The sequence below is a fragment of the Bradyrhizobium sp. Mp27 genome (genome assembly GCF_029953005.1).
Taxonomy (GTDB): domain Bacteria; phylum Pseudomonadota; class Alphaproteobacteria; order Rhizobiales; family Xanthobacteraceae; genus Bradyrhizobium; species Bradyrhizobium barranii.
On sequence record NZ_JASAUS010000196.1, the window covers coordinates 1 to 10756 of the forward strand.

The following is a 10756-nucleotide window of genomic DNA, read 5'->3' on the forward strand; positions in this document are numbered from 1 at the left end:
CGCCCGATCGCCAACGGCATCCGCCTTGCGCATCAGGGCGTCGAGGTGCCGGTCTATGTCTGGACCGAGGCGGAAGCAACCTCGGCGCGGCTGATGCCGGTGACGACGGCCTCCGACACCGGCAAGAAGCTGCTCTGCCCGATGCCGGGCCTCGTGGTCTCGATCGCGGTGACCGAAGGGCAGGAGATCAAGGCCGGCGAGACGCTCGCGGTGATCGAAGCCATGAAGATGCAGAATGTGCTCCGCGCCGAGCAGGACGGTACGGTGAAGAAGATCCACGCCAGCGCGGGCGCGACGCTCGCGGTGGACGCGCTGATTCTGGAGTTTGCGTAAAGCAAGTGAGTGGGGCCCCCACTGGCCCCACCAACACCGTCATTGCGAGCGCAGCGAAGCAATCCAGACTGCCTCTGCGGAAAGATTCCGGATTGCTTCGCTGCGCTCGCAATGACGGAGTATGTTGCGGCTGCGTCGCAACAGTTGAGAGGGCACCATGGCCTTTCGTTCCCGCCGCGAAAAACTGCGCTCGATCCTGACCGGCTCGGCCTGCGTTCATCCCGGCTCGGTCTATGACGCGATCTCCATCCGCATCGCCGAGGATCTCGGCTTTCCACTCGGCATGTTCGGTGGCTCGGTGGCTTCGCTCGCGGTGCTCGGCGACCCCGATGTCACGCTGATCACGCTCACCGAGCTTGCCGAGCAGATGCGGCGGATGTCGCGCGCGGCGACGCTGCCGGTGCTGGTCGATGCCGATCACGGCTATGGCAATGCGCTCAACGTGCGCCGCACGGTGCAGGAGCTGGAGACCGCGGGTGCCGCCGGCCTCACCATCGAGGACACGCTGTTGCCGGCCGCCTTTGGCGAGGCGAAGACGCAGCTGATCTCGCTGGAAGAAGGTGTCGGCAAGATGAAGGCGGCGCTGGATGGCCGCGGCGATCCCTCGCTCGTCATCATGGGCCGCACTGGAGCTGCCTCGGTCACCTCGATCGAGGATGCGATCCGCCGCGCCAGGGCCTATGAAGCGACCGGCGTCGACGCGCTGTTCTTCACCGGCGTCAAGTCGCGCGCTGAGCTCGAAGCCATCGTAGCCGCAACGCATCTTCCCATCGTGCTCGGCGGCGCGCCGGACGAGTTGAACGCGATCGACTATCTCGCGAGCCAGCGCGTGCGCATCGCGCTTCAGGGCCACGCGCCGATCGCGGCTGCTACGCAGGCCGTCTACGAAACGCAGAAAGCATTGCGCGAGGGCACGCCGCCTAAGAACCTCACAGGACTTCCGTCGCCGGACTTGACCAGCCGCGTCGTGCGCGAGGCCGACGTCAAGGCACGCAGCGCCGGCTTTCTCGGGCTGAAAAAATGAGCCGGGCGATCCTCCAGGTCATGATCCGCGGCCGCGTGCAGGGCGTCGGCTACAGGGCTTGGGTCGAGTACCAGGCGACAACGAGTGGCCTCGAAGGCTGGGTTCGCAACCGCCGCGACGGGAGCGTGGAAGCGCTGTTCGCAGGTACACCGAAGCATGTCGCCGACATGGTCGCGCTGTGCCGCCATGGCCCGCCGTCATCGCGTGTGGATAGCGTCACCAGCGAGACGGCCGGTGCGGATGAGTTGAACCTGCGGAGGGCAGGGGAAGCGTTTTCGGTGTTGCCGACGGTGTAGGTGCGTTCTGTGAGGTCGTCATGCCCGGGCTTGTCCCGGGCATCCACGTTCTTCGTGCGACGTGGCTAGGCGTGGATGGCCAGGTCAAGCCCGGCCATGACGCGGTGAGGGCGGGGCGAGGTGAAGAGACCAGAGCCTCACCGCGGCAGCTTCGAGATCGCCTCGCTCAGCTCGTGAATCTCGTAGGGCTTGCGCAGGATCGGAAAGTCGCCGCGGACATCGGCGGCGGCTTCGCTGTAGCCGGTGGCGAGCAGGATCGGCAGGCCAGGGTGGATCTGTCGCAGATGATGGGCGAGACCGAGCCCGTCCATCTTGCCGGGCATCACGATGTCTGTGAACACGAAGTCGACGCCGTTCTTCTCGAGCTCGCGCAAGGCGGACTCGGCGTCGGCAACCCGGTGCACGCGATAGCCGAGCTGCTCCAGCAAGCCGATGCTGACGATCGCGACGTCGGGATTGTCCTCGACGAGCAGCACGGTGCCGCTGCCGGGAACCGGCACCGCTTCAGGGAGATCGATCGGTGCGGTCGCGGTTTCGCGCGGCAGCAGGATGGTGAAGGTCGTGCCCTTGCCGAGCTCGCTTGCGACCTTGACCGTGCCGCCCGCCTGATGCGCGAAGCCGTGCACCTGCGACAGGCCGAGGCCGGTGCCTTTCCCGACGGGTTTGGTCGTGAAGAACGGCTCGAAGATCTTGTCGACGACGTCGGAGGGGATGCCAAGCCCGGTGTCGGCGACGGTGATGGCAACGTACTCACCGCGGTGGAGCGGATCGTCCAGGACGACGTTGCGTGCGCCGACCGTCACCGTGCCGCCGTCGGGCATGGCATCACGAGCGTTGATGACGAGATTGAGCAACCCCGTCTCGAGCTCGGAGACATCAGCCTTGACCGACCAGACCTCGCGGTCGATGTCGAAGGCGAGACGAACGGCGCTTCCGACGCCGGCGTGAAGCACTTCGCGGATCGCCTCGATGCGGTCGCCGAGGCGGATCGGCTGGGGATTGACGCTCTGCCGCCGCGCGAAGGTCAGGAGCTGGCTGGTCAGTGCGGCGCCGCGCTTGGTTGCGGTCTCGATCGCGGACATCGCGCGCTGAATCTTGGCCTCGTCCTCATCGCGCTTCTTGAGGATGTGAAGGCTGCCGCTGATGATCATCAGGAGATTGTTGAAGTCGTGCGCGACGCCGCCGGTGAGCTGCCCGAGCGCATCGAACTTCTGCGACTCGGCAAGCTGCCTCTGCATCGCTTCGAGCTTGAGCTGCGAATTGCGCCGCTCGGTGATGTCGCGGGTGATCTTGGCAAAGCCGACAAGGGTGCCGTGCTCGTAGATCGGATCGATGATGACGCTCGCCCAGAAGAACGTGCCATCCTTGCGGACGCGCCAGCCTTCCTCCTCATAGCGGCCTTGGTCCCGCGCGATGCCGAGGGCACGCGCGGGCTTGCCGTTGGCGCGGTCGGTCTCGGTGTAGAAGCGCGAGAAATGCTGGCCGACGATCTCTTCGGGCGAATAGCCCTTGATCCGCTCGCCGCCGATGTTCCAGCTCGTGATGATCCCGGTGGGATCGAGCATGTAGAGCGCGTAGTCCGCGACTCCTTCCACCAACAGCCGAAAACTGCGCTCGCTTTCGAACAAGTCTCTCTGTTGACTGGACTTTGTCGTCATTCTCAACCCGCCTGGAACCGGGGCAAACGCCCGGAAGGGCCTTTGGTTCCCGTTCTCTGGGCCGTTTTTAGGCAAATACGACGGACGGTATACAGGACGCAAGCCGCCGAGCACCCTTGACAATCAGTCGCGCTCGTCAGATATTTCTGTCATGACAGAAATAACCGGAAAGAAGAAACTGCCCGCCGCCGTCGAGCGCTTCATCCTCCATTGGGGCGACATGGGGGACGGGTGGGGCGTCAACCGCTCGGTCAGCCAGATCCATGGGCTGCTCTATCTCGCCGAGGCGCCGATGACAGCCGAGGACATCGCCGACACGCTCGGCATGGCGCGCTCCAACGTCTCGAACTCGCTGAAGGAGCTGCTCGCCTGGAACCTGATCCGGCGGGTGCCGATCCTCGGCGACCGCCGCGACCATTACGAGGCCGAGACCGACATCTGGGAGGTCGCCGCGAGAATCGCGGCGCGGCGCAAGGAGCGGGAGCTCGATCCGGCGATCACGGCGCTCCGGGCCTGCGTGTCCGATGCCGCCGACGATCCCACCATCAATCCGGTCGCAGCCAAACGGCTGAAGGAGATGCTCGCCTTCACCGAGCTCGCCGACCACTGGTTCATGCAGATGCTGAAGGTGCCGCGACCGCGGCTGGTCGCCCTGATGCGGCTTGGCGAGAAGATCGCCAACCTGCTGCCGCTGGGCAAGGCCAAATAGCGTTGAGGAGGGTGCGATGACGTCGGCTCGATTATCAGGCTCCAGCGCATCTCCCTCAGCTCACCTCAAACTACTCGACGACCGCCGCTTCCGCGCGTTGCTGTCGGATGAGGACTGGGGCCGCCTGCCGCTCGCGACCTGGCGGCGCTTTTCAAAACGCGTCGCTGACGGCGACAGCGTCGTCTATGTCGGCGTGGTCGACGAGATCAGCTTCAGCGACATCGGCTGGTGGTTCGCGCAGGCCGCCCGCCTGATCGGCGGTCCGCTGCCGACCGGCCGCGACACCGGTGTCCCCATGATCGTGACGGTCACCGAGGACGGCGCGACCGGCGGCCAGACCTGGACCCGCATCTGCGCGCGCAAGCGCGGTTTTCCGCAGGTGATCCATTCCGCCAAGCGTTTTGCCGGTCCGACCGGGCTCGAAGAATATGTCGGCTTCGGCGTCTCGATGGCGCTCCGCATCGCGGTCGAGGGACAGGCGCTGACCTTCCGGAGTGCCGGTTACGGGCTCCAGCTCGGACGCTTGTGGATCCCGCTGCCGCAATGGCTCACGCCCGGCGATCTCACGGTGACGCATAGCGATCTCGGCGAGGGCGCCTTCCGTTTCACCCTCGATGTCACTCACCCGCGTTACGGCGCGCTGATCCACCAGTCCGCCGTCTTCAGGGAGGCCGTATCATGACGCCGCTGTTGTGGATCCTCATCGCCATCCAGATCGTGATGGGCGTGTTCGACACTTTCTATCACCACGAATTCACCGAGCGCCTGGCCTGGCGCCCGTCGCAGCGTTTCGAGCTGAAGCTGCACGGTATCCGCAACATGCTCTATGCGCTGCTGTTCCTTGTGCTCGGCTGGCTCGAAGTCCATGGCGTGCTGGCGCTGCTGATCGTGGCAGTTCTGGTCGCCGAGATCGTCATTACGCTGATGGATTTCGTCGAGGAGGATCTGAGCCGGAAGCTGCCGCCGAGCGAGCGGATCAATCACACGCTGCTCGCGATCAATTACGGCGCCATCCTGGTGCTGCTGCTGCCGGTGCTGATCGATTGGGCTATGCAGCCCTTTGGCGTGAGCGTCGTGTACCAGGGCTTGCTCAGCATCGCCGCGACGGCCTGCGCGGTGGGAGCTGCGCTCTGCGGCGTCAGGGACTTTGCGGCGATGCGCCGGCTCGGCCGCATGAAGAGCGTGCCCGCGCACGGGCTCGTCGAGAAGGTCCCCGGCCGCAAGACCGTGCTGATCACCGGCGCCACCGGCTTCATCGGCAGTCGCCTGGCGGCGAGCCTCAGCGGGGCAGGGCACCATGTCATCGCCCTGATTCGCAACCCCGCCAAGGCCGAGATGCTGCCGCCGCCGGTGACGCTGATCACGAGCCTCGAACAGCTCGCATCGGACACGCCAATCGACGCCATCGTCAATCTTGCCGGCGAGCCGATCGGCAATGGGCTTTGGACAGAAGCGAAGCGGGCCAAAATTCTCGGCTCCCGCATCGACATGACCGGCGAGGTCGTCAAACTGATCGCGCGGCTCGACCGCAAGCCGGAGGTGCTCGTCAGTGGCTCCGCGATCGGCTGGTACGGCCTGTGGGCCGACCAGGTGCTGACGGAGTCGGCCAAGTCGCATGCGTGCTTCAGCCACGAGCTCTGCGCGGCCTGGGAAAAGGCAGCGCGGCCGGCGGAAGAGCTTGGCGTCCGCGTGGTCTGTCTGCGCATCGGCCTCGTGCTGGGCACCGAAGGCGGCTTCATCACGCGCATGCTGACGCCGTTCGAGTTCGGCCTCGGCGGTCCGCTCGGCACCGGGCGGCAGTGGATGTCCTGGATCGAGCGCGACGATCTGATCCGGCTGATTGCCTATGTGATGGCGACGCCCGATCTCACTGGGCCCGTCAACGCCACCGCGCCGATCCCGGTCACCAACGCAAAATTCACCGAGGAGCTCGGCCGCCGTCTGCACCGGCCCGCGGTGTTTCGTATCCCCGGCGGCCTGTTGCGCCGGATCGGCGGCGGCTTTGCCGACGAACTCCTGCTCGGCGGCCAGCGCGTGCTGCCCAACAAGGCGCTGAGCCGCGGTTTTGTGTTCAGGCATGAGACGCTGCGTAGCGCGTTTGAGGCGATCCTGTGAGGTGATATTATGTCCCCGGAGAGACGTGTGCGCGCGCTGGACGGCTGGTTTCGTGGGTGCTTGGCGGCAACAGCTGTCCTGGACCTCACGATTCTCATGCAAGCAAAGGGGCCTCCGATTAGTTTTAACCAAATCGCTGGGCTCTGTCTCTTTGCAGTCTTGTTCGTTCCGACGAGCCTGATGGTGACGTGTCTTCTCACGGGCCTTCCAGCCGGTCTTGTGATCTGGTTCGGCGAATGGCTGCGTATCCGCTCGGTACTGTTTTACACTGCTGCGGGTGTCGCGATTGGTTTGCTGGTTCGTGCGCTGATTTTCGGGATCGTTCCCCCGTTCAGCGTCGCGTTTGCTGTGGCCGGATGCCTTGCGGGGCTCGTCTACTGGAGCGCCGCGGGCAGGCACGCGGGGCGGGACGCGCAATGGTGATGCTAGGCCGTTGCCACGCTCTTGAACGTCGCCGCCACCGCACGCAGCGCCGCGAGCTTGGCGGGATCGCTGACCTTCGAGTGCAGCATCACCTTCGAGCTGCCGAGTTTCGGCAGCTTGTGCGCAGGCCCGATGTCGATCAGCCCGGGAGGCGCGATCCGGCGCGCGAGCGGCGCAGTCGCGAGCCCGGCGAGTGCTGCCGCGACCACCGCGGTGACGCCGCCGCCGACAAAGCGTTCGCGCCAGGCGAGGCCGGCCTTGTCGAGCGCGCGCACGGCGATGGCGCGGACGCCGCAGGGCGGGGCGAGGGTTGCTAGCGGCAGCGGCTCACCCTTCGGCAGGGTGAAGCGTCGCGCGGCGAACCAGCCGAACTCGTCCTCCGTCAGCTTCTCGCCGCCGCGGCGACTGCCTTCCTGGCGCACGATCACGGCATCGAGCTGACCTGCGTCGTAAGCGTCCTGCATCTCGCGCGAGAAGCCGATGGTGACGGCGAGGGTGAGACTTGAGGACATCGCGTGCAGGCGTTCGAGCAGCGGCACCAACTCGGGGCCCGCGGCATGGTCGGAGATACCAAGCGAGAGCGAGTGCGCGGCCGGGGCCTCGCCCGACAGCGCACGGTCATGCGCCTCCATAAGCGCGCGGGCGCGATCGAGGAACGCTGCGCCGTCGGCGGTGAGCCGGACCGCCCGCGGCGAGCGCTCGACGAGCCGTTTACCCAGCAATGCCTCCAGCCGCTGAAGCTTCAGGCTGACGGCGGCCTGCGTCGTGCCGAGCGCTTCGGCGGCACGCGTAAAACTCTGGAGGTCGGCGACCAGCAGGAAGGCCTTGATGGTGGCGATGTCGAGTGTGGCTGTCATTATGAATGGTTATCACTGATATCAACAGAGATAAGATAACAAAATGACGGAGCAAGGTCTAGCTTCTCACCAACGCCGCGCAAACTCCGCGCAGCATCTTGAGGAGAACCACCATGCCGCTGATCACCGTGTCCTACACCACCTCTCGCCAGTCGCCGTCGCTGAAGGCCGATATCGCCAACGCCGTGTCCGAGCTCACCGCAAAGATCCTGCACAAGGATCCTAGGGTGACCGCCATCATCGTGAAATCGGTCGACGCAGGCGACTGGTTCGCCGGCGGCAAGTCGCTCGCCGAGCAGAAACTGGCCAGCTACTGGATCGACATCCATGTCAGCGAAGGCACCAACACCAAGGACGAGAAGGCGGCCTATCTCGCTGCGATGTTCAAGCGCATGGCCGAGATTTTGGGCCCGCTGCATCATGAGACCTACCTGCATGTCGACGAGGTCAAGGGCGACGCCTACGGCTTTGGCGGCCTGACCCAGGAGCGGCGCTACATTGCTGGCAAGCTCGAAGATGCGTTGCAGGCGGCGTGAGGTCGCAAGCCGCGGGCGAGCAATCTCGCCCGCGGCCTGATCGTCAGCTCGCCGCCCGGAACTGGACTTCGGCGTTGTTGATGAAGCACGTCTTGTCGAACAGCTTGAGGTCCAGCGGGTTCGGCAGCCTGATATCGTCGAGGTCCGGGCACGGCTTGACCGACGGATCATAGGATCGATCGATCTGCGAGATGAAGACGATGATCAGCCCCGCGTCGCGCGCGAAGGATTTCAGTGCGCGCACCTGAACAGCGAGATCAGGATTTTCCCGCCTCTGGTCGAGCAGTTGCAGATAGTCGATCACCACGACCGTGCCACGAGGCGCCGCGGCCATCTGCTTGACGACGTAGTCGGCGCTGATGGCGTCGGAGCAGTCGATCTCGAACATGTCAGCGAATTGCGCGGGGTCCACGCCAATCGCACGAAGGCGGTCGAAGACGTCTTTCTCGGTGTATTCGAGCGAGAAGAACGCAGCGCGATGGCCCGACTTCATGGCCTCCACCGCGAGTTCGAGGCTCATCAGGGTCTTGCCCTGACCGGGGCGCGCGCCCACCAGCACCAGATCACCCGGCCGGAATTGCGGGAACAGGCGATTGGCGGGCGTCAGTGCGGCGGCCTTTGCCGCGAGCATGCTCCAGGCGGAAAAGCCTTCCGTCGCAGCGATGCGGTCAAGCGCGTCGTGGAGCGGAATGCCCTCCTCGCGCGACAGGCGCTTGGCTCGTCGCTTCAGATGATAGATCGGCGCAGAGAGTCTCATCGTCAAAAACCTCCCATTGCGAGCAGAAAGCGCAATCCCTCCTTATGCCTGGCGCTCGAACAGTCGGTCCGATGATCATTCGCCCGGCATGATGTCTGCTTTCCCGGCGGAGGGGGGAGGCGTGGGCGGCGCCGGAAGCAAGCGTAACCGATTCCGCGACCGGCCGAGAACAGGCGCGGTGGGGCTCAAACAGAAAAAGTGCTAGACGGCCGCTTCCGCCACCAGCGCGCGGGTCGGCCCGAACAGCTCCTCGAACGCCTGCCGGAGCGCGACGTCGACATCGGCCATGGACACGAGCTGGCCGAGATCGACCAGCGAGGTGACGCCGTAGCGGGGGTCGGCGACGCCGCAGGGCACGATGCCGGCGAAATGGGACAGCTCCGGCTCGACATTGATGGCGATGCCGTGGAACGAGACCCAGCGCTTCAGCCGCACGCCGATCGCCGCGATCTTGTCCTCGTGCTCGGGCCCCTTGTCGGGGCGCTTCACCCAGACGCCGACCCGGTCCTCGCGCCGCTCGCCGCGGACGTTGAAGGCGGCGAGCGTCCGCAGGATCAATTCCTCCAGGCTCGCGACATAGGCCCGGACGTCCGGCCGGCGCCGCTTGAGGTCGAGCATGACATAGACCACCCGCTGGCCGGGCCCGTGATAGGTCAGCTGCCCGCCGCGCCCGGTGGCAAAGGTCGGGAAGCGGGGATCAAGCAAGTCGGTTTCCTTGCCCGAGGTGCCGGAGGTGTAGAGCGGGGGGTGCTCGAGCAGCCAGACCAGCTCGGGCGCCTCGCCGGCGGCGATCTGAGCGACTCGCGCCTCCATGGCGGCCACGGCCTCCGGATAGGGCACCGGCGCGTCCGAGATTCGCCACGCCACAGGCTCGCCGGTGGAGGCAGAAAACGACGTCAAATCGAGGTCTTGGCGGGGGTTTTGAGGCGAATTAACCATTGGCTAACCATAACGTGGTGATCATCTCAGGAGCAAATGCCAAGTCCTTTGGCTTAAGTCCCAAGTTGCGGCGGTCCTGACAGTGCCCACTCTCGATAAAGTCACCGTGGATCTCATGGTCGTCCTCGGGACGACCACCATGCCGATCCATCAAGTATTACGTCTTTCCCGCGGCGCCATCATCGAACTGGACGCAACCGAGGCCGACGAGGTCAAGGTTCTCGCCAACAATCTGCCGGTCGCCTCCGGCGTCGTGCTGGTCGACCGCAACCGGATGGCGGTCGAGGTCAAGCAGATGCTGCCGCGCACGACCGGGACGCGGTAGCGCCCTGGGCACGCGGTAGCGGCCCGGGTATCCGGTAGGGCGGTGGGCACTCGATAGGGCCGATCCGGGCACGGGTCCGGATTTTTCCTGCCAAGCTTGTGGAATTCTGGGCCTTTGCAGGCTTGTACCCCTCTGATGGATTTGTTAGATCGGCGCCGTTGATCCGGCAGGCCTCAAGCCCTAAGCCGGCATCCCCAAAGCGCTCGTGGCGGAATTGGTAGACGCGCTGCCTTGAGGTGGCAGTGAGTAAAATCGTGGGGGTTCGAGTCCCTCCGAGCGCACCAAACACCTTCCCCTCCCAAATTGCTATCCGATTGAAATCGCAGCGAAATCCTCGCGGCGGGGTTTCGGCTCTTTCTGTTTCCGCGTTTCCTGTGATACAAACAGGGATACGTTCTGTGATACACGGGCTGGGAGCGCACCTTGGTAAGGCAGGAAAATCAGGATCGCTTTCTGCTCTTGCGGGAAGGCGTCTACTACTACTGGCGGCGAGTCCCGAAGACCGTCGTCCATCTCGAAGACCGCGCGCCGGTGATCCGGCAGTCGCTCAAGACGGACGATCTGGCGAAGGCCAGGGCGCAGCGGGACATCCTCGAAGAAGCCGACAACCTCCTTTGGGCGTCGATGCTCACGGACGGCAAGACCGACGCGGCGATGGCCGCCTACAAGGTCGCTAGCCCGTCTTATTCGTAAGAGTGCGCCTCAGGGGTAAAGCGCTGATGCGGCGTAGGATTCGGTTGCGAAGCCAACCCCATCACCTCCAACCGCGAACGCCACGCCCGCC

The 10756-nt window shown here is 65.1% G+C and carries 14 protein-coding genes and 1 tRNA gene; 11 read left to right on the forward strand and 4 right to left on the reverse strand.

Annotated features, from left to right (window positions below):
• From QJT78_RS44470 to QJT78_RS44480, 3 genes are all read left to right on the forward strand, one after another.
• On the forward strand, positions 1 to 333 hold a 333-nt coding region (locus tag QJT78_RS44470), incomplete at its 5' end, for a DUF2118 domain-containing protein (protein ID WP_281460634.1).
• A 157-nt stretch (positions 334 to 490) separates the two neighbouring features.
• Positions 491 to 1357 carry an isocitrate lyase/PEP mutase family protein gene (locus QJT78_RS44475; protein ID WP_038945171.1) on the forward strand — a complete coding sequence of 289 codons (867 nt, stop codon included), beginning with the start codon at positions 491 to 493 and terminating at the stop codon, positions 1355 to 1357.
• Complete coding sequence (locus QJT78_RS44480; RefSeq protein ID WP_014494616.1) at positions 1354 to 1653, forward strand: acylphosphatase; 300 nt, start codon at positions 1354 to 1356, stop codon at positions 1651 to 1653. The genes QJT78_RS44475 and QJT78_RS44480 overlap by 4 nt, the downstream gene beginning before the upstream one ends.
• 137 nt (positions 1654 to 1790) lie before the next feature.
• Here QJT78_RS44480 and QJT78_RS44485 read toward each other — a convergent pair whose 3' ends face one another.
• Positions 1791 to 3311, reverse strand: a complete 1521-nt coding sequence (locus QJT78_RS44485) for a PAS domain-containing sensor histidine kinase (RefSeq protein WP_028153218.1) — start codon at positions 3309 to 3311, stop codon at positions 1791 to 1793.
• A gap of 151 nt (positions 3312 to 3462) precedes the next feature.
• Here QJT78_RS44485 and QJT78_RS44490 point away from each other — a divergent pair, with 151 nt between their 5' ends.
• Genes QJT78_RS44490 through QJT78_RS44505 form a run of 4 tightly spaced genes read left to right on the forward strand, consistent with a single transcriptional unit; the run spans position 3463 to position 6558 of the window.
• The gene (locus QJT78_RS44490) at positions 3463 to 4020 is read left to right on the forward strand and encodes a MarR family transcriptional regulator (protein ID WP_028153219.1); all 558 of its coding nucleotides are present in this window, start codon (positions 3463 to 3465) and stop codon (positions 4018 to 4020) included.
• A gap of 16 nt (positions 4021 to 4036) precedes the next feature.
• The gene (locus tag QJT78_RS44495; RefSeq protein WP_028153220.1) at positions 4037 to 4702 is read left to right on the forward strand and encodes a DUF4166 domain-containing protein; all 666 of its coding nucleotides are present in this window, start codon (positions 4037 to 4039) and stop codon (positions 4700 to 4702) included.
• Complete coding sequence (locus QJT78_RS44500) at positions 4699 to 6135, forward strand: TIGR01777 family oxidoreductase (RefSeq protein ID WP_038945169.1); 1437 nt, start codon at positions 4699 to 4701, stop codon at positions 6133 to 6135. Before QJT78_RS44495 ends, QJT78_RS44500 begins: the two co-directional genes overlap by 4 nt.
• Positions 6136 to 6162: 27 nt before the next feature.
• The gene (locus QJT78_RS44505) at positions 6163 to 6558 is read left to right on the forward strand and encodes a hypothetical protein (RefSeq protein ID WP_155258083.1); all 396 of its coding nucleotides are present in this window, start codon (positions 6163 to 6165) and stop codon (positions 6556 to 6558) included.
• A 2-nt stretch (positions 6559 to 6560) separates the two neighbouring features.
• On the opposite strand, the gene QJT78_RS44510 is transcribed toward QJT78_RS44505, so the two are convergent.
• Positions 6561 to 7415: a LysR family transcriptional regulator gene (locus QJT78_RS44510; RefSeq protein ID WP_028153223.1), complete on the reverse strand. Its 855-nt coding sequence runs from the start codon at positions 7413 to 7415 to the stop codon at positions 6561 to 6563.
• Positions 7416 to 7528: 113 nt separating this feature from the next.
• Between QJT78_RS44510 and QJT78_RS44515 the strand changes: the two genes are divergently transcribed.
• The gene (locus QJT78_RS44515) at positions 7529 to 7951 is read left to right on the forward strand and encodes a 4-oxalocrotonate tautomerase family protein (RefSeq protein ID WP_028153224.1); all 423 of its coding nucleotides are present in this window, start codon (positions 7529 to 7531) and stop codon (positions 7949 to 7951) included.
• A gap of 43 nt (positions 7952 to 7994) precedes the next feature.
• On the opposite strand, the gene QJT78_RS44520 is transcribed toward QJT78_RS44515, so the two are convergent.
• Together QJT78_RS44520 and lipB are read right to left on the reverse strand one after the other, a co-directional pair.
• Complete coding sequence (locus QJT78_RS44520) at positions 7995 to 8708, reverse strand: DNA helicase (protein ID WP_028153225.1); 714 nt, start codon at positions 8706 to 8708, stop codon at positions 7995 to 7997.
• A gap of 201 nt (positions 8709 to 8909) precedes the next feature.
• Positions 8910 to 9647 (reverse strand): lipoyl(octanoyl) transferase LipB, encoded by a 738-nt coding sequence (gene lipB, locus QJT78_RS44525; protein WP_028153226.1) that lies wholly within the window; start codon positions 9645 to 9647, stop codon positions 8910 to 8912.
• Positions 9648 to 9729: 82 nt separating this feature from the next.
• Here lipB and QJT78_RS44530 point away from each other — a divergent pair, with 82 nt between their 5' ends.
• From QJT78_RS44530 to QJT78_RS44540, 3 genes are all read left to right on the forward strand, one after another.
• On the forward strand, positions 9730 to 9972 hold the full coding sequence (locus QJT78_RS44530) for a FliM/FliN family flagellar motor switch protein (RefSeq protein ID WP_281460635.1): 243 nt from the start codon (positions 9730 to 9732) through the stop codon (positions 9970 to 9972).
• Between the two features lie 199 nt (positions 9973 to 10171).
• Positions 10172 to 10256 (forward strand) — tRNA-Leu (locus tag QJT78_RS44535).
• 139 nt (positions 10257 to 10395) lie between these two features.
• A complete protein-coding gene (locus QJT78_RS44540; RefSeq protein WP_281460636.1) occupies positions 10396 to 10665 on the forward strand; it encodes a DUF6538 domain-containing protein in 270 nt (89 codons plus the stop codon).
• Positions 10666 to 10756: the final 91 nt, after the last annotated feature.